This is a genomic window from Pseudomonas sp. PA27(2017), assembly GCF_001945445.1.
In the GTDB taxonomy this organism is placed as follows: Bacteria; Pseudomonadota; Gammaproteobacteria; order Pseudomonadales; family Pseudomonadaceae; genus Aquipseudomonas.
Map to the genome: position 1 here is coordinate 22,032 of NZ_MSXW01000011.1, position 16,612 is coordinate 38,643.

Annotated in this window: 18 protein-coding genes; 13 read left to right on the plus strand and 5 right to left on the minus strand. The window is 60.3% G+C overall.

The genetic code is table 11. The features are described from left to right. Positions 1-112: 112 nt before the first annotated feature. Together BVH06_RS26215 and BVH06_RS04780 are read left to right on the plus strand one after the other, a co-directional pair. Positions 113-526: a DUF3010 family protein gene (locus BVH06_RS26215; RefSeq protein ID WP_075933384.1), complete on the plus strand. Its 414-nt coding sequence runs from the start codon at positions 113-115 to the stop codon at positions 524-526. A gap of 2 nt (positions 527-528) precedes the next feature. Continuing rightward, positions 529-1,641 carry a protein kinase family protein gene (locus BVH06_RS04780; protein ID WP_075933385.1) on the plus strand — a complete coding sequence of 371 codons (1,113 nt, stop codon included), beginning with the start codon at positions 529-531 and terminating at the stop codon, positions 1,639-1,641. 958 nt (positions 1,642-2,599) lie between these two features. Here the strand turns inward: BVH06_RS04780 and BVH06_RS04785 are convergent. Further along, complete coding sequence (locus BVH06_RS04785) at positions 2,600-3,565, minus strand: lipopolysaccharide assembly protein LapB (RefSeq protein WP_075933386.1); 966 nt, start codon at positions 3,563-3,565, stop codon at positions 2,600-2,602. A gap of 165 nt (positions 3,566-3,730) precedes the next feature. Here BVH06_RS04785 and BVH06_RS04790 point away from each other — a divergent pair, with 165 nt between their 5' ends. Then, positions 3,731-4,261 (plus strand): transposase, encoded by a 531-nt coding sequence (locus tag BVH06_RS04790; protein ID WP_075931863.1) that lies wholly within the window; start codon positions 3,731-3,733, stop codon positions 4,259-4,261. 99 nt (positions 4,262-4,360) lie between these two features. Here the strand turns inward: BVH06_RS04790 and BVH06_RS04795 are convergent, their stop codons facing one another. Together BVH06_RS04795 and BVH06_RS04800 are read right to left on the minus strand one after the other, a co-directional pair. Continuing rightward, positions 4,361-4,561, minus strand: coding sequence for a DUF1289 domain-containing protein (locus BVH06_RS04795; RefSeq protein WP_027911249.1), 201 nt, complete (start codon positions 4,559-4,561; stop codon positions 4,361-4,363). Further along, complete coding sequence (locus BVH06_RS04800) at positions 4,545-4,880, minus strand: hypothetical protein (protein ID WP_075931864.1); 336 nt, start codon at positions 4,878-4,880, stop codon at positions 4,545-4,547. The genes BVH06_RS04795 and BVH06_RS04800 overlap by 17 nt, the downstream gene beginning before the upstream one ends. Positions 4,881-5,012: 132 nt before the next feature. Between BVH06_RS04800 and BVH06_RS04805 the strand changes: the two genes are divergently transcribed. The 3 genes from BVH06_RS04805 to BVH06_RS04815 all read left to right on the plus strand — a co-directional run bounded on the left by BVH06_RS04805 (position 5,013) and on the right by BVH06_RS04815 (position 7,700). Further along, positions 5,013-5,705, plus strand: a complete 693-nt coding sequence (locus tag BVH06_RS04805) for a GNAT family N-acetyltransferase (RefSeq protein ID WP_075933387.1) — start codon at positions 5,013-5,015, stop codon at positions 5,703-5,705. Between the two features lie 181 nt (positions 5,706-5,886). Then, entirely contained in the window at positions 5,887-6,405 is a 519-nt protein-coding gene (locus tag BVH06_RS04810; protein WP_075933388.1) for a hypothetical protein, read from the plus strand. A 266-nt stretch (positions 6,406-6,671) separates the two neighbouring features. Further along, on the plus strand, positions 6,672-7,700 hold the full coding sequence (locus tag BVH06_RS04815; RefSeq protein WP_075933453.1) for a hypothetical protein: 1,029 nt from the start codon (positions 6,672-6,674) through the stop codon (positions 7,698-7,700). A 123-nt stretch (positions 7,701-7,823) separates the two neighbouring features. On the opposite strand, the gene BVH06_RS04820 is transcribed toward BVH06_RS04815, so the two are convergent. Further along, positions 7,824-8,567, minus strand: a complete 744-nt coding sequence (locus tag BVH06_RS04820; protein WP_075933389.1) for a class I SAM-dependent methyltransferase — start codon at positions 8,565-8,567, stop codon at positions 7,824-7,826. A 250-nt stretch (positions 8,568-8,817) separates the two neighbouring features. On the opposite strand from BVH06_RS04820, the gene BVH06_RS04825 reads away from it, so the two are divergent. Next, positions 8,818-9,480 (plus strand): ion channel, encoded by a 663-nt coding sequence (locus tag BVH06_RS04825; protein WP_075931868.1) that lies wholly within the window; start codon positions 8,818-8,820, stop codon positions 9,478-9,480. 164 nt (positions 9,481-9,644) lie between these two features. After that, positions 9,645-10,817, plus strand: coding sequence for a GGDEF domain-containing protein (locus tag BVH06_RS04830; RefSeq protein WP_075931869.1), 1,173 nt, complete (start codon positions 9,645-9,647; stop codon positions 10,815-10,817). Here BVH06_RS04830 and BVH06_RS04835 read toward each other — a convergent pair. Beyond that, entirely contained in the window at positions 10,814-11,479 is a 666-nt protein-coding gene (locus BVH06_RS04835) for a DUF2076 domain-containing protein (RefSeq protein ID WP_075933390.1), read from the minus strand. The genes BVH06_RS04830 and BVH06_RS04835 overlap by 4 nt on opposite strands. Positions 11,480-11,753: 274 nt before the next feature. Between BVH06_RS04835 and BVH06_RS04840 the strand changes: the two genes are divergently transcribed. The 5 genes from BVH06_RS04840 to BVH06_RS04860 all read left to right on the plus strand — a co-directional run bounded on the left by BVH06_RS04840 (position 11,754) and on the right by BVH06_RS04860 (position 16,610). Further along, positions 11,754-12,611, plus strand: coding sequence for a DMT family transporter (locus tag BVH06_RS04840; RefSeq protein WP_075931871.1), 858 nt, complete (start codon positions 11,754-11,756; stop codon positions 12,609-12,611). 101 nt (positions 12,612-12,712) lie between these two features. Then, complete coding sequence (locus tag BVH06_RS04845; RefSeq protein WP_070886495.1) at positions 12,713-13,060, plus strand: cupin domain-containing protein; 348 nt, start codon at positions 12,713-12,715, stop codon at positions 13,058-13,060. A 238-nt stretch (positions 13,061-13,298) separates the two neighbouring features. Beyond that, on the plus strand, positions 13,299-14,387 hold the full coding sequence (locus BVH06_RS04850) for an SMP-30/gluconolactonase/LRE family protein (RefSeq protein ID WP_075933391.1): 1,089 nt from the start codon (positions 13,299-13,301) through the stop codon (positions 14,385-14,387). Positions 14,388-14,604: 217 nt separating this feature from the next. Then, positions 14,605-15,639 carry a GGDEF domain-containing protein gene (locus BVH06_RS04855; RefSeq protein WP_075933392.1) on the plus strand — a complete coding sequence of 345 codons (1,035 nt, stop codon included), beginning with the start codon at positions 14,605-14,607 and terminating at the stop codon, positions 15,637-15,639. Positions 15,640-15,788: 149 nt separating this feature from the next. Further along, entirely contained in the window at positions 15,789-16,610 is an 822-nt protein-coding gene (locus tag BVH06_RS04860; protein ID WP_075933393.1) for an HDOD domain-containing protein, read from the plus strand. The last annotated feature ends 2 nt before the right edge of the window (positions 16,611-16,612 follow it).

Here is a 16,612-nt window from a genome sequence, read left to right on the forward strand (position 1 = left end):
AATCACGCTAGATTCACCCAACACCTGCCATGGATGTTGGGTTGAAGCTTAATAAAGAGCCCCGCCTAGTGCGGGGCTTTTTATTAAGCTTAAAACATAAGGAAATTTATTCATGGTAGTAACTGGAATATACCTAAAAGCTAACGAAGCACGAATAGTGACGCTAACAGGCACAAAAGATTCGCACTCCCCTGTCGCTATTAAATTCCACAAACTAGGCCTCTCCAAAAATCCGACACAAGATGATGTAGAGGTATTTACTCAGACATTAAAAGCGTACTGTGCAGACAACCGCGTAGATAAAATAGTAATTAATCGCCGAGCGACTACGGGGCATGGTGCTGGCGGCGCTGGGACCTTTATCTTGGAAGGCATAATCTTAGCAATATCGCCTGCGCCCATAGACTTCGTACATTCGCTCACAATAAACGCCACAAATCGTCGAGAGCAAAAAAGAAAGAGCAATCGTCCGGCCACTGCTGACCTAGCTATGGCTTATGACATAGCATACGAAGGACTAGAATAAAAATGCCGGTAGACATTCTAAAACTACCTGTGCAAGCGCAAGCGGTTCTTGCAAAATTCCCTGAATTTCAGATATCAGATTTCAACGACTCTGGCGCAAACGGATACATTCTAATAGGACGACATAACGTACTTAGAAAAGAGGTGGCCATTAAAATATACTTCCACCCAAAAGATGAAATTGACCAAGAGCCTTCAATTATCTCAGCAATCAATCACGACCATATCCTTAAAGTGTATGACGCAAGAAAAATTGAGGAAACCTGCTCCTACTATATGATGCAAGTAGCAAATGATGGTGACCTACACAGTTTTCTAACACGATACGATATCTCGCTAGGCCTCGCACACAAACTACTTTGCCAACTTCTATCCGGGCTATCTGAACTCCACTCTTCAAAAAATAAAATTGTTCATCGCGACTTGAAACCAGAAAACTTACTAGTTCACAACGACACTATCGTAATAGCTGATTTTGGTTCAGTACGAAGAATAAACGACGACACCGGGCGAGCACCCGCATCCAAGCACAGCATACTTTACAGGCCACCCGAAGCATTTGGAGAAAATGCTTACTTCGACTTTTCGTCTGACACATATCAAGCAGGAATGATTGGCTTCTTATTATTTGGAGGAAAATTAAGCAACGACTTACTCAAACAACTAAGCAAGGCAGAAATAAAAGAACTACGAGAAATAGAAAGAACTGCCCACCCTTGCGATGCGTCTTTATTCATAGACAAGTGCATAGAAAAAAGAACAGCCTCCGGAAAAATACTAGACTGGGAAAGCTTTCCATTCTATGTACCTGCAAAAATAAAAAAGACCTTGAAAACAGCCACATCAAAAATTGACAACAGATACAAAAACACCAGCGAATTCCTTCTCGACCTATCTAGATCAAAGTCAACGCTGCCAGACTGGATAAGAACAGAGAATGGCTACGAACTAGAAAATTGGAATAAAAACGATTACCTATTGACAGAAGATAACGACAAAATAATTCTCAAGAAAAGGAAACATGGAACAAAAAACTACAGAACAGACAACAGCATTTGCGGCGATAATTACAATTCCGCACATGCATTACTTAAAGAGCAGATTGGACTGCCTTAAGCATGACAAGTCAGCATCTAAATTTAAAAAGAGGACAAGTTCATTAACCTGTGACTACTGATTTCGGCCTTACGGCGAGTCACTTGATTCGCTGCTTTCCCCCTTTTTTGATCGTTCCCACGTTCCGCGTGGGACGTAGCTCTCGACGCTCTGCGCCGACCAACGCCAGATCCAGGGGGACAGATTTATTTTCTCCGTCGCCCTCTTCTACCGTTTTCGCCCTTACGGCGAGTTACTTTCTCTTTGCTCGCGCGAAAGAGAAAGTAACCAAAGAGAAAGCGCGCCCGACATCCGGGTTTCGCTACGCTCAACTCCCCTCGCTCCGGCACTGTTCCGAGGGTCGTCACGGTGGGCCATCCCTGGCCCATCGTTCCTCGTTTGGCATCCATGCCAAACGCCCCTCTCCACAGCACCTCCACTCGGCCTCCTGACGGGGTTCGGGGATCGCGGTGTCTGAGCGTTATGTGGAAGGCAAAGCAACAATCAAAGCAGAGCTTAAAGCCAGAGCATTGCGGCCGAGCCGCAATGCTCTGGCTCTGTTTATAAAATACAAATCTCATAGGCGACGCCAGACGCCCCCGTCAGGAGGCCGAGTGGAGTCGTTGTGTAAGGGGTTGAGCGGCATGGATGCCGCGAGAGCCGCGATGGGCCAGGGATGGCCCTTCGCGGCGTGCCCCTGGAACAGCGATGTAACGAGGGAACCCGACGAAGTCGGGCCGGATGCCAGGGGCAAGACCTTTTGCTTACTTTTGGGGCGTCTGCCAAAAGTGAGCCGCTGTAAGAGCGGAACCATTATTTGCCACGCTACAAAAGCGGCGAGTTCACGCCGAAAGAATGTCTTCGTCCCGCCACCGTAATGGTGGATGAAAAGAGCGCCATCCACCCTACATGTGTGCCGCTTCAATCCGCAGCACCTTTATAAAAAAGCCGCTGAAGATCTCCGCGAGGTCACAGTGCTTCAGGCTAACAAACGATCAATCAATGCCTGCTCATAATCATTAAGAGGCTGATCCTCATAGAGCTTGTCTGAGGCCGCGACCAGCGCCCGCCCCTCGACTTCCTGCCCACTGTCGCAATACACATGCCCAAGGTTCTCCAGCGACTGCAGGTTGCCGTGCTGCGAGAAGGAAATCAGATACCAGCGCTCGGCCGCCTCCAGCTCGCCCAGACGATGATAGGCCACCGCCAGATTGTGCTGGGCGTAGACGTGGTCGGATTGCAGGGCCTGCAACAGCGCCTGCTTGGCCTGCTGGTAGTCCTCGAGCTGCAGATACAACAGGCCGAGATTGTTGTAGCCGTCGACATGCCCCAGTTCAGCGGCGCGCCGGTAGGCCTGCTCGGCCTGCGGGTAGCGCTCGGCGTGCAGGTGAATATCACCGAGCAGATTCAACGCTTCCGCATGATCGTGGCGCACGGCGTTGTCGAGGTGCTCGACGGCGGTATCGTGATCGCCGTCCTGGTAGGCCATGCTGCCAAGGTAGAAGTGGCTGCGGGGGCAATCGTACTTGGCGGCCTGCTGGAAATAATGGCGGGCAGCATCATGATCGCCTTCCTGGAAGGCCATGGTGCCAAGGTTGTAATGGCTGCCCGGATAATCGTGCTCGGCAGCTTTCTGGAAGTGCCGGCGGGCGGCGTCGAGGTCATCTTCCTGATAGGCCATGATGCCGAGGTTGTAGTGGCTGCCGGGATAATCGTGAGCAGCGGCCATCTGGAAGTGTCGACGGGCGCCGGCGCGATCTTCACGTGCCAGGCTCACCGCGCCAACGCCGTTCATCCAGCGCGGGTCGGCAGGACACGCCTTGGCAAGGGTCTGGAAATGCTCCAGCGCGGTGTCCAGATCCTGCTCGCGAAACGCCGCCCATGCCTGCTCATTGAGCGCCGTCGCCTGCTCGTCACTGAGCGTTTCTTTCTTCGTGAACCACATGGTGTTTCCTGCCTTGCAAGGGCCGGCCATCTTAAAGGAGCGTGTAGAAACCAAACAAGGCAATGGCTCTAACGTGCGGGTTCGGGCCGTGCAAGCTTGTAGGGTGGACAACGCGAAGCTTGTCCACCATGGTTCAAGCTACACGACGTTCAAGAATGAACCGCCATGCCCAATTACCGCCGTGCCCGCGTTCCCGGCGCTACCTACTTCTTCACCGTCAACCTGCAAGATCGCCGCAGCGATCTGCTGATCCGCGAGATAGATCTGCTGCGCGAGACCGTGCGCGCAACACGGGCTCGGCATCCCTTTCATATCGACGCCTGGGTGGTGCTGCCCGACCATATGCATTGTATGTGGACGCTACCGCCAGGCGATGCCGGCTTCACCCTGCGCTGGAAGGTCATCAAGTTCGCCTTCGCCAAACGCCTCCCCGTCACCGAGACTCGCACAGATAATCAGCAGCGCCGCGGCGAGCGTGGTATCTGGCAACGACGCTATTGGGAACATCTGATCCGGGATGAACGGGATTACCAGCAGCACTTCGATTACATCCACATCAATCCACTAAAACATGGCTATGTCGAGCAGCTGGCGGATTGGCCGTATTCGAGTTTTCACCGTGCAGTGGCGATGGGCGTCTATCCCGCTGGCTGGTGTGTAGAGCCCGAGCGGTCGGACAGAAATTATGGTGAGTAAGGGGTTCGACGTTATATCGCTATGGTGGATGAAAAGAGCGTCGGCTACGCGCCCCGATCCACCCTACGTGACCGCGCCCCTACGCGGAGCGTGGAACGATCACTCGGACTTCTGCCCTTTGCCCTTCTTCTTGGCAATCGCCTTCATCCGCGCCGCAGCCTTCTGCACCGTGGCCATCTTCTCCGGCCGCTTCATGCCTCGCCACTTGCGGATTTCCTCCCGCGTGCGCCCACAGCTGACGCACATTTCGCTGTTGAGCTGACACAGCGACACGCAGGGATTTTCAATGTCCTTGGCCACGTTTGCCCCTTGCCGGCTGCTCGACCGAAAACGCCACGTGCTCATTGATGCGGGCCACGCTGATGCCTACTGCCTCGAACGCGGCCAGGGTCAACGCCAGCATCCTGGCCTTTTCCGCGCCTGCTAAAGCCCGCGCTCTGTTGGCTTCGCTGTCGAACATCCAGGTAACCAGCAGGCTCTCGGGAAAGCGCTGGTAATCGACGTCGTGGGTGAGCCACTGGAAACCGACGATTTCGCTCTTGGCCGTCTCGCAGGCGTCGGTCAGGGTGCGAATCAACTCGCGCTCGATACCTGCATATTTTCGTTTCGACGCTGCCATAAGGCCCTTCTGAATCAATGCTCGATGCGGCGCCATGTTACCCGAGACGGCACCCCCATAGGCCCTCGGCGCCAACGCCCGTCGGCCCCACGGGTTACAATGCCGCCCGCCGTTTTATCAAGAGCCCGCCCGATGTTCACCCTCACCCACCTCGACGCCCCGCCACCCGAGTCCCTCAAAGCCCAGGTGCTGCAGATGGTGGTGGACTACTTCAGCGATATCAGCCCAGTGCCGCTGACGCCCAGCAACCCGCTGTTCCAGCTGTACCAGTACGTGATCGGCTACGAGGTGCACCTGTATCTGCAGGCCATGAATGGCGAAGCCGATAGCCCGACACAGTTGCTGCTGGCCCTGGACGATCAGGACCCGGTCGTGGTGCTGGGTTTCGCCCTGTACCTGCCCAGCCAGGACGACGCCGAGGCCTGCACCCTCGCCTACATGGCCGTGGCCGCCAGCCACCGCCGTCGCGGTATCGCTCGCGCCATGCTGCAGCGCATCACCGAGCGGCATCCTCATCTGGAGCTGGCCTGCGTCGCCGGCAAGGTGCCGACCTTCGAGGCCATGGGCCTGCAGGTGCTCGCCGCCCAAGGGCCACAGGTGCTGATGAACACCCGCGACCAGCGCTCCGATGGCCTGGTGGCCGTGCAGGACCTGGCGCCGGTGTTTCAGTCCACCGAAGTGCGACAGATCCACGCCTACCTGCTCAAGCAGCATGGCAAGAAGGCCATGAGCGAGGCCGAGAAACAGCGTGACTATCACCTGGATCAGCTCGCCCATCAGGCTCGTCAGCTGGTTGCTGAAAGGCTTACGCCGACGCTGCACTGATCACATAGTCGGGGACGCTACCGATTTGCGTGCCGGATCACGCAGCATGACGAACAGATGCCATAACCTGCCGAGATTGCCGAGCAGTTATGGGCAGGAAGTCGGCGCAAAGCCTTTCAATGCTATGCGCCCACGGCCCTGGGAACACCCAGTAGTCAGACCTCTGGACGAGAATGCGCCTATGGACATCCGCTTTCTGACCTTCCCCGACTTTCACAGCGTGTATTTCTACCGCGCCATCACCCTGGCGATTCTGATGGCGATTGGCGGCCTGGTGCTGTTCAAGGCATCGGCCATGCGGCTGCCCGAACTGCTGCTGGTCGGCGGCTGTTTGTTGCTGATGGGCTGGCGGTTCGCTGTGGAATGGCGCCGCCTGAACAAGGCCGGGCCGGCCTCTATTCACAACGATGAACTGGTCATTGCCAGCGAAAGCAATCACCGGCAGATACCGCTGAGCAGCGTACGCGCCGTCACCACCAAGCACAGCCTGTTCATGGTGCGGCGCTATCGCTCATGGACCGAGCATCTGGCGTTCGTGGAATTCACCCTGCACAACGGCGAGCGCCTTTACACGCTGGCCGAAAGTGCGGTGTTCGAATCGCCAGCGGCCAAGCGCAGCCTGGCGGCGATCCAGGCCGCCGTGTTGTCGGCCAAGGTGAAAAGCGCAGCGGCTGACAGCGCTGCAGCGCTGGCCAGGTAGCCGGCGCTGCAGGCCTACGCCGAAAGCTTGGATAACGGCGACAAGCAAGGTCAATGGCGCGCGAAGCGAATACCCACTGTGAGCTCCAATGGTCGGCAACACGACAACCCGCCAGAAGTATCTCGGCTGCTACGGGCCATCCATGGGGCTGGCGCATAACGAGACACAAGTCGCAAAAGGAGAGTCAAAACTTTATCAGCGCCGCCTCGGTCATGTGGATTACGAGCGATGGGCTCGTATCGCCATTCCATAACGGGACTGCCAACATGACTCGCAATGATCGTAGTGCTCCAACCAGCTACACCGACCCAGCTCCCCACAACGTAACTGCAGCAGCACCGCTGCTCAAACGCATTTCCTGGAGTGCGGTACTCGCCGGCGTAGTGCTTGCCATGATGGTTTCCCTGCTGCTCAGCGTGCTGGGCACCGCCATCGAAAGCGCCAGCATCGACCCGCTTCAAGAAACCAATCCTACTGCGGGCATGGGTTTTGGCGCAGCCGCCTGGGTGGTGATCAGCTCGGTAATTTCGCTATCGGTAGGTGGCTGGGCAGCTGGCCGCCTGGCACAACGCGAGGGCGCCTTTCACGGCCTGCTGGTATGGGCGAGCGTATCGCTGATCACCGTCTACCTGCTGTCCAACGCCATTACCGGTGTGGTGCGCGGCGGCATGAATCTGGCTGGCAGCGGGATTTCGGCCTTGGGTAGCGGCATCGCTCAGGTGGCGCCGGCGCTAGGCGGCAAGATTCAGGAAGAGCTGCGCGAACAAGGGATCGATTTCAATCTGGACGACATTCAGGGCGAACTCGAAAAAGCCATGCGCCAGACCGGCAAGGCTGAACTGGATCCGGAAAACCTTAGTGAGGACGCCCAGGCCACCCAGCAGGATGCGCAGGAAACCGCACGACGCAGCGTGGAAAATCCACAACAGGCTGACGAGCAACTGAGCGGTTTGCTAGACCGTATCAAGGACAAAGGCGATCAGGTGTGGGACGCGGCTGATCGTGAAGCCCTGGTCAACTTGATCAAAGCGCGTGGAAACAAGACGGACGCCGAGGCCAATCAGATCGTCGATCAGGCTGAGGCCAGCTACCGCGAGGCCTATACCAAGTATCAAGAGCTCAAGGCACAGGCCGAGCAAAAAGCTCGTGAAGCAGCAGAAGTGGCCGCCAAACGCGTTTCCCAAGGCGCATGGATCGTACTGATCACCTTGATCATATCTGGTCTGGTAGCTGCTGGGGCTGGTGCACTGGGGCGTCGCACTCAGCCACCAGCCAAGGCAGTCGCTGCGGTTTGATCGATTTGTGGTAACTGCCGACCGGCCGAACCACCGTGCCCGCATTGGCCTAGAGCCTTGCGGGCGCGGTGGTTTCCGGACAAGTGGCTGGCAGGGAAAACCTGACCATCCCTGCAAGAGGTATCAGCGCTTCACGCAGACGAACAGCGCGTTGCCGGCGTTCTCGCTGATCGGCAGGATTTTCTGATAGTCGTGCTCGAGCACGTGCACCTCGAAGTGCGGCTCGAGCAGCGCCTGCAGCTCAGCGAAGCTGACCGCGACCATGGGGTGTTCGTCGTGCCAGGTCAGGGTTTCATCGCCCGTGATCTTTTCGATGCGTAAGCGCAGCGCCTGCCGTTCCCCCGTCCCGATGTAGTGCCAGCCAGAGCTGAAGGTGAAGCGCCCCGCTTCGACCTGCACGGTGTGCGAGGCGAACAGGCGATTGTCGATGCGGGTGCGGTCGACCGCATTGAAACAGAACAGCCCGCCGGGCTGCAGGGCGCGGTGCACGCTGGCGATGCAGGCGGCGAGGCGCTCGATGCTGGCGCTGTAGTGGATGGAATAAAGAAAGCAGGTGATCAGGTCGACCGGTTCGTCGACGCTGAACGCGCACATGTCCTGTACCGCGAAGTGCGCTTCGGGGCAGCGGATGGCGGCCTTGTCGAGCATCGGCTGGTTGATGTCCAGCCCGCTGCTCCGAAAGCCGGCATCGAGAAAATGCCGCACGTGGGGCCCGGTGCCACAGGCCAGGTCCAGATGCTGCGTGCAGCCGTTGCCGAACAACTGCTGCAGGCGCTGCACGGCGTGGCTTTGCGCCTGATAGTCGATATCGGCGCACATCAGGTCGTAGTAATCGGACAGGTCCGTATAGAGGGCATTGACGGGCATCGGAACCTGACCATGACGGGGTGTTTTCGAGGGTGGCGGATCATAGCCGAAAACCCGCGTGGCGCTGCCACTATTCGCTGTGCGGCTGCAGCAGGCCGCGGGCGGATAAGCCCGGCTGATGGCCGCCCCGCGCGAAACGCCATGCAGCCTGCCAGACGGCGAACGGCAGCTTACGCGGCGCTGGCGATCCATTAGACTGCCCGGCAAAATGGCGCCCCGCTGCACACCTCCCCTCGCCCGGTCGACTCCGATGCCCAAGGCTCACACCTACCTGCTCCGCTACCCGTCCGCCAGCCTGCTGTTCGTGCAGTTGCTGGGCATCGTGCTCTACCCGTTCATGGAACGCCTGTCCGAGGGGCGGGCCATCGTCGGCGCCTTTGGCATCGTGGTGCTGGCAATGTCGTTGCGCATGGTGCGCAGCAGCCCGACCATCCAGTGGATCGCCTTCACCCAGGCTGCGTGCATCCTGATGCTGACCGTGGCCCTGGAGTTCGAGTACAACACCGCGCTGTCGATCCTCCTCGCGGCGCTGGAGTCGAGCTTCTATTTCTACGCAGCCGGCGGCCTGATCGCCTACATGATGGAAGACCAGCGCGCGAGCACCGACGAGCTGTTCGCCGTCGGCGCCACCTTCACGCTGCTGGCCTGGGCCTTCGCCCATGCGTTTCATGTATGCCAGTTGCTCAGCCCCGGCAGCTTCACGGCGGCGATCAACCCCGAGGCGCAGCGCACCTGGGTGGAGCTGCTGTTCCTGAGTTTCACCACCCTGTCGGGCGTCGGCCTGAGCGACATCATTCCGCTGCGGCCCTTCGCCCGCGCTCTGGTGATGCTCGAGCAATTCGCCGGGGTCATGTACATCGGCCTGGTGGTCACCCGCCTGGTCAGCCTGACGGTCAGGCCGAAACACAGCTGAACCCGTGGTTGCAGGACTGAACGGGTGGGTATTCATGGCTCGGGAAAAGCCTGCCAGCCACCCGGTTTCGCCCATGACGGCTACGCTCAAACACACGATCGCCGCCGCTCGAATCCAGCGGCGCAGCTCGCTCTCGATTCTTCTACCCGCAGGCCCAGCAGACCATGGCGTTCGACCCCCTAACCATACTGACGATCACCATCGCCCTGGCGTTGGCGGCCGCGTTGTATATGGCCATCGAATGGCAAACCGTACGCGAGCCTTCGCTGCTGTTCTGGAGCGCCGGTTTTGCATTGATCAGCGTAGGCTGCACCCTTGCCTTGCTGCGCAGCAGCGGCCTGCTGCTGATCGGTATCTGGTTCGCCAACGGCCTGCTGATAACCTCGCACTGGCTGTTCTTCGCCGGGGTGGCGCGCTTTACCGAAACGCGGCTGTCGCTGGCCTGGGTCCTGGTGGCCGTGGTCTGGTTCGCGATGCTACTGCTGCCGGAAGGGCCGGAGTGGTCGAAGATCATGCTCGTGGTCAATTCGCTGCTGATCGCGCTGATCACCATCAGGGCCAGTTTCCTGCTGCGCCCTCGCGGTAAATCCCTGGGCGCCGGCGCTGCCCAGTTGCGCTTCGTACTGCTGGGCCACGGGCTGTTCTACGTCGCCAAGACCTTTCCGGTACTGGTGCCGGGCACGCTGATCGACCTCGCGGCATTTCGCGGCGAGATCATCCAGATCTCGCTGGTGGAGGGCGTGATGGCGCTGATGCTGATCGCCCTGTCGATGACCGGGACCGTGCGTTATCGCCGGGAGAAACGTATCGAACGCCTGGCCGCCCGCGACCCGCTGACCGCCATGTACAACCGCCGCGCCCTGGAAGCGCGAGCGCCCAAACTGCTCGACGGGGTTTCGCCGAAGCACCCTGGCGCGCTGCTGCTGATCGATATCGACAACTTCAAACAGGTCAACGACCTGCACGGCCATACCGCTGGCGACAAGCTATTGATCGCACTTGGCGAGATGATTCGCCGGGTGCTGCCTGAGGGCTCGCTGGCGGCACGGCTGGGCGGTGACGAGTTCGTGATTCTGCTCAGGGATGCGTCACCAGCGCGTATCACCAGCCTCGGTGACCTGCTGCGCCAGCAATTTCAGAGCACCACCGCGCAGACGTTCGCCACTCCCGAAGCGGTGACCCTGAGCATCGGCGCCAGTCTGTTCGACCAGCCGCCTGCCAGCCTGGCAGCGCTGATCGAACAGGGCGACGTGGCGCTGTATCAGTCCAAACGCGGCGGGCGCGACAGTATTCGGCTGGTCGATCGCACCGCCAACGCCGAACCGCTGGCGGGCTAACTGAACATGCTGTCGTCGTCGAAGAAATCCGAGCTGTCGAAGGCATCGGTATCGATGTCGTTGCTCATGTCGCTGTTGCCCGCGTAAGGGGCGTCATTGGCGAAACTGTCCTGCATGGGCGCGTCTTCGCGGATGACTTCGACGATTTCCTGGGGCTGGTTGTGATGGAACATGTTGGTGAGCAGATCCGCCACCATCACCCCGCCGGCCACGCCCGCCGCCGTCTGCAGCGCGCCGCGCATGAAGCCACCACCCTGGGCTGCCGGCGCCGCGCCGGGCATGGCCGCGGGCGCTGCAGGTGCGGCTGGGGCATTCTGGGAAAAGCGTGTTTCACCCCAGCCAGCCGGGCGCTGGCTCGGCTGCGGCGCGCTGGCCGGCTGCCCGCCACCGAACAACCCGGAAAGAAAGCCGCCGCTGCCCGCGCGCTGGCGCTGCGCGTCAGTCGCCTGGGCTTCCAGTTCACGCACGCGCTGGTCCAGGCGCTTGATGGCCGCTTCCTGAATCAACAGCGCCTGGGCCATGTAGTACGGCGCTGCAGGCTGCCGGGCCAGATGGTTCTTGATCTGCGCCTCGGCCTCGCTATCGCGCAGCCCGCCCTCGTGCTCGGCTTCTTGCAGGCGGGTGAACAGGCCATCGATCAGGGTTTGCTCTTCGGAATTCATGGGTGCCTCGCTTGAGCCATGGAGAAATGCACGTCCCTGTTCAAGGTGCCAGGCGGCGTCTGGCGTCGCTTGAGCGATACATTGGAGTGAACGACAAAATTACAAGTTCCGGGCCGGCCCACTAAACCTGGCGTCGCCCATGGCCTGCCCACGCTGGCCTCGAAACGGCCGGCCGCCAGGTCGTAAACGCCTTCCCAAGCGGCGTATCTGGGCAGGATGACGCACCAATTTGGAGCAATCATCGGGGCAATCCATAACAACAAGGAAAGCCGCGATGAACGACTCGGCGCGCGGCCTGCTGCTGGTTACCAGCGGTATCGTGCTGCTCAGTTTCGATGGCCTGCTGGTGCGCCTGGTGCAGGCCGATGGCTGGAGCATCGTGTTCTGGCGCGGGTTGCTGATGTTCATCGCCCTGAGCGCCTTCTCGCTGTCGGCCCGCAGCCGGGCGAGCCTGCTGGCCAAACCGCTGCCGAGCGCCATATCGGCTGTACTGCTGGCCTTGATCTCGATCTTTTTCGTGCTGGCGATCATTCAAACCACGGTGGCCAATGTGGTGGTCATCCTCAGTACCGCGCCGCTGTTCGCAGCCTTGTTCACGCGCTTCTTCCTGCACGAGGCGGTGGCCGTGCGCACCTGGCTGGCGATCGGCGTGGCGACGTTGGGCATCGTGCTGGTGTTCGCCGGCTCCTTCAGCGCCAGCGACCTGCTGGGCAACGGTTACGCGCTGCTGTCCTCGGCGGCGCTGGGCGCCAACCTCACCTTGCTGCGCCGCCATTCCAGCCTTGCCCGCATGCCGCTGATCGCCCTTGGCGGGCTGGTGGCCGCGCTGATCGCCCTGCCCAAGGCGCAGCCCCTGGGCCTGGACCCGGCCAGCTACCTGGCGCTGGGCATCATGGGGCTGATGCAGATGCCAGTGGCCACCTTGCTGATCAACAGCGCGACGCGCTACCTGCCATCCGCCGAGGTGGCGCTGTTCTACCTGCTGGAAAGCGTGCTGGGCACCTTGTGGGTCTGGTACTTCCTGAGTGAGGAACCAGCCCGAGCCACGCTGTACGGCGGCGCGCTGGTGATCGCCACGCTGGTGGTGCATGCCGGCATCACCCTGCGCGCCCGCCCCGCTCTTGCGGCATGACCAGGCAGCGCGAATACGCACGCCCATGTCGACCCCAGACAACTGAGCGATTCAAACGCCGCCTAAGGTGAACCACTTTCGTCCAACATCAGGAGCCGTTCATGGCCAACAAACCGATTACCGTTCTGCGCGACACCCAGCCCATGCCCGTGGTCGATGCCTGCAAGTGGGAGCGCATCGAGGGCGAGCCGCACACGGTCAACCTCAACGCCTACACCAGCGACGACGGCAGCAAGATCATGGGCACCTGGATCTGCACGCCCGGTAAATGGCGGGTCGAATACGTGAAGTGGGAGTACTGCCACTTTCAGGAAGGCTACTGCATCATCACCCCGGACGGCATGGCACCGATCCACCTCAAGGCCGGCGATATCTTCGTCGTCGAGCCGGGCATGAAAGGCACCTGGGAAGTGGTCGAGACGGTGCGCAAGTACTTCGTGTTCGCCTGACTTCTTTCAGTGATCGGCCATCGCTGTCGCGGTGGCCGATTATCACGTCATCAGACAACCAATCTCGCCCCCGCCATGCACCCCAAGACAACTCCAAGTAAAACAGCTAAATATCAACGAGATAGAAATCAATCTCGGCGACGCCGTTATTCCGTCGCGATAAATCTTTCGCAGTCATCGTACATCTTGTAGCTTGTTCAGGCCGTTTCGGCCCGACAAAGACAAGAAGGGACATGACATGAACGACAACCAGCCAACTGGAAGCTCGCGCCGCCGCTTCCTCAAGCACTCGCTGATCTGCTCCGCCGCTGCCGCCAGCGCCGGCTCGCTGCTGCCACAATTGGCGGGCGCCGCCCAGCCGCTCGGCCTGCGCTACCCTGACAGCGCCGTGCAGGTGCTCGATGACAGCTTCCTGCAACTGCGCCTGTTCAACGCCAGCGTGGAAAAACTCGCCGACGGCCTGCGCTGGGCAGAAGGCCCGGTATGGTTCGGTGATGGCCGTTACCTGCTGGTCAGCGATATCCCCAACAACCGCATCATGCGTTGGGACGAGATCAGCCAGTCGCTCGCCGTCTATCGCCAGCCCTCCAACTACGCTAACGGCCTGGTGCGCGACACCCAGGGCCGGCTGATCGCCTGTGAAGGTTCCACCACCCAGGAGCTGGGGCGGCGCATCACCCGCACCGAACACGACGGGCGCATCACCGTGCTGGCCGACAAATTCGAGGGCAAGCGCTTCAACTCGCCGAACGACGTGGTGGTCAAGCGTGACGGCTCGGTGTGGTTCACCGACCCGCCCTTCCAGACCGGCAATTTCTACGAGGGCTACAAGATCGAGCCCGAGTTGCCCCATGGCGTCTACCGCATCGATGGCGAAACCGGCCAGGTCACCCGCGTGGCCGACGACCTGGGTGGCCCCAACGGCCTGTGCTTTTCGCCGGACGAAAAGACCCTGTACATCGTCGAAGGGCGCGCCAAGCCCAACCGCCTGGTCTGGGCCTATGCGGTGAACGACGACGGCACCCTCGGCCAACGCCGCAAGCACATCGAAGCCACCGACACCGGCGCGCTGGACGGCATCAAATGCGATGAGTTCGGCAACCTCTGGTGCGGCTGGGGCAGCAACGGCACACCAGAAAGCGAGCCGGAAAAGCTCGACGGGGTGCGGGTGTTCAATAGCGAAGGCAAGGCCATCGGCCATATCTCACTGCCTGAGCGCTGCGCCAACCTGTGCTTCGGCGGCGAGAAAGGCAACCGCCTGTTCATGGCCAGCAGCCATGCGATCTACTCGATCTTCGTGAACGCCCGGGGCGCTAACCTGGTGTGAAAAACGCCGATCATGCCCGGCCAATCCGGCATGATCGCAAGGTTGCGTCGGCGCAATGCCGGCGCACTGCCCGTGCACTACAAAATATCCCTAGTAGCACGGGGCCAGCTTCGGGCAAAATTGCCCGCATATTCATCTCCTCCCCCAAACCAAACGGCGCAATCGCCAGGACGCGCTGGCAATCTCGTGCGCCAAGGTGGCCCGAAGGACGTTTCAAATGCTGGCTTCAGTCGATCACAGTGATCAGTCCCGGCGCAGGATGTTCAAAACTCTGCTCTGGGTGACCATGTGCTTCGGTGTGCTGTTTTCGGTATTCAACGCCACCCGCGGGCTGTGGTTGCTGGTGGGCATCGAGGTCATCTACACGCTGCTGTCGCTGTACATGCTGGTGGTGGTCGAGCGCACCCGCCACCTGCGCGCCCTGACCATCGTCTACCTGATTCCCTTTCTGGGCGTGATGATGGCCACCCTGGCCAACCCGAACACCTCGGTGGGCATCTTCGCCTGGATCCAGACCATCCCGATCATTCTCTACCTGCTGCTGGGCCTGCGCCTGGGGCTGATCGGCTCGATCCTGTTCGTCAGCCTGGGCCTGTATCTGTACACCCAGCATTACGCCGAGAAGAACCCCAGCGACAGCCTGGGCTTTCTGCTCGACATCGGTATGGCGACCCTGGCGATCACCATCTTCTCGCACACCTACGAACACACCCGCGCGCAGACCGAGAAGCGCCTGATGGAGCTGATCAGCACCGATTACCTCACCGGCCTGGCGAACCGCTCCAAGCTGACCGAGATCTTCGCCCGCGAGCGTGCCCACGCCCAGCGCAACGACACGCCGCTGGCCCTGGTTTACCTGGATATCGATCACTTCAAGCAGATCAACGACCGCTTCGGCCATGAAACCGGCGACCAGGCGCTGCGCCATTTCGCCAGCGTTCTGTCCCAGCGCCTGCGCGCCACCGACCTGCTGTGCCGGCTCGGCGGCGAGGAATTCGCTGCCCTGCTGCCCAACACCACGGCCGCCCAGGCCAGCGCAATCGCCGAGGAGCTGCGCGAGCGTCTGGCCAGCACGCCGATGTTGGTCAATGGCACGCCCATGCAGATGACCCTCAGCGCCGGCGTGGCCAACCTGGGCCAGGACGGCGAGCGCCTGGACGAGCTAATGAACGCGGCCGACAAGCGCACCTATGCGGCCAAACGTGCAGGTCGCAACCGAGTGGTCAGCGATGAGGCACTCGCCCTCGGCTGATCACGGGTTGGCGTTGAAAAACCGGGCTTTTTTCCTGACGAAGCGAGGTCCGGCGCGGCGAAAAAGCAGGCTCGAGGCCTGGCAAGCGTCATCAGCGCGACTATGCTGAAACTCCATATCGTCCCCCGGATCGTTCCCAGGAGTTTCATATGGATATCGCCAGCCTGTTTGCCGAATTGCACACCCTGCCCACCGTGCCGAAGGTCGCCCAGGATCTGATCCAGCAGTTCGACAATCCCTCCACCAGCCTGGAAAGCGTGGCGCGCAATATCGAGCGTGACCCGGTGATCGCCGCCAAGGTGCTGCGCCTGGCCAATTCGGCGCGCTTTCGCGGCTCGCGCGATGCCAGCAGCGTAGAGGATGCCGCCATGCGCCTGGGCTTCAACACCCTGCGCACCCTGGTACTGGCTTCTGCCATGACCGGCGCCTTCAAGGTCGATACCGGCTTCAACCTGAAGAAATTCTGGCTGCGCAGTTTCCGCGTGGCGAGCATCGCCCGCACCCTGGCCAAACAGTCGAAGCTCGACTCGGATGCCGCCTTTACCTGCGGCATGATGCACAACATCGGTGAGCTGCTGATCCAGACCGGCGCCCCGGACTTCGCCCGCCGCCTCAACCGCCACCCGCAACGTGAGGCCGCGGCCCAGGCCGCCGAGGAAACCCTGCAACTGGGCTTCGGCTACCCGGAAGTCGGCGCCGAACTGGCGCGCCGCTGGCAGTTGCCGGCACTGATCCAGAACGCCATCGCCTACCAGAACAAACCCACCCAGGCGCCGGGCGACGGCCAGTATGCGCGCCTGGTGGCGCAGGCTATTCACGTCGAGGAAAGCCTCGAGGCTCATGGGCTGAGCGATGCAGCCAAACAGGATCTGGAAGGCCCGCTGTTCGAAGGCGTGGACCTCAACAAACTGTTCGAAGCGCTGCCCGCCGTACTGGAAGCGGACAAGGCGTTTGGCGACCTGTTGAACTGACC

What these genes read in the sequence shown, in the direction of transcription:
- BVH06_RS04815 (WP_075933453.1), top strand. Translation starts at nt 6,672, where the DNA reads ATGACTCGCAATGATCGTAGTGCTCCAACCAGCTACACCGACCCAGCT.
- BVH06_RS04810 (WP_075933388.1), top strand. Translation starts at nt 5,887, where the DNA reads ATGGACATCCGCTTTCTGACCTTCCCCGACTTTCACAGCGTGTATTTC.
- BVH06_RS04790 (WP_075931863.1), top strand. Translation starts at nt 3,731, where the DNA reads ATGCCCAATTACCGCCGTGCCCGCGTTCCCGGCGCTACCTACTTCTTC.
- BVH06_RS04855 (WP_075933392.1), top strand. Translation starts at nt 14,605, where the DNA reads ATGCTGGCTTCAGTCGATCACAGTGATCAGTCCCGGCGCAGGATGTTC.
- BVH06_RS04860 (WP_075933393.1), top strand. Translation starts at nt 15,789, where the DNA reads ATGGATATCGCCAGCCTGTTTGCCGAATTGCACACCCTGCCCACCGTG.
- BVH06_RS04820 (WP_075933389.1), bottom strand. Translation starts at nt 8,567, where the DNA reads ATGCCCGTCAATGCCCTCTATACGGACCTGTCCGATTACTACGACCTG.
- BVH06_RS04845 (WP_070886495.1), top strand. Translation starts at nt 12,713, where the DNA reads ATGGCCAACAAACCGATTACCGTTCTGCGCGACACCCAGCCCATGCCC.
- BVH06_RS04840 (WP_075931871.1), top strand. Translation starts at nt 11,754, where the DNA reads ATGAACGACTCGGCGCGCGGCCTGCTGCTGGTTACCAGCGGTATCGTG.
- BVH06_RS04785 (WP_075933386.1), bottom strand. Translation starts at nt 3,565, where the DNA reads ATGTGGTTCACGAAGAAAGAAACGCTCAGTGACGAGCAGGCGACGGCG.
- BVH06_RS26215 (WP_075933384.1), top strand. Translation starts at nt 113, where the DNA reads ATGGTAGTAACTGGAATATACCTAAAAGCTAACGAAGCACGAATAGTG.
- BVH06_RS04825 (WP_075931868.1), top strand. Translation starts at nt 8,818, where the DNA reads ATGCCCAAGGCTCACACCTACCTGCTCCGCTACCCGTCCGCCAGCCTG.
- BVH06_RS04800 (WP_075931864.1), bottom strand. Translation starts at nt 4,880, where the DNA reads ATGGCAGCGTCGAAACGAAAATATGCAGGTATCGAGCGCGAGTTGATT.
- BVH06_RS04805 (WP_075933387.1), top strand. Translation starts at nt 5,013, where the DNA reads ATGTTCACCCTCACCCACCTCGACGCCCCGCCACCCGAGTCCCTCAAA.
- BVH06_RS04780 (WP_075933385.1), top strand. Translation starts at nt 529, where the DNA reads ATGCCGGTAGACATTCTAAAACTACCTGTGCAAGCGCAAGCGGTTCTT.
- BVH06_RS04835 (WP_075933390.1), bottom strand. Translation starts at nt 11,479, where the DNA reads ATGAATTCCGAAGAGCAAACCCTGATCGATGGCCTGTTCACCCGCCTG.
- BVH06_RS04850 (WP_075933391.1), top strand. Translation starts at nt 13,299, where the DNA reads ATGAACGACAACCAGCCAACTGGAAGCTCGCGCCGCCGCTTCCTCAAG.
- BVH06_RS04830 (WP_075931869.1), top strand. Translation starts at nt 9,645, where the DNA reads ATGGCGTTCGACCCCCTAACCATACTGACGATCACCATCGCCCTGGCG.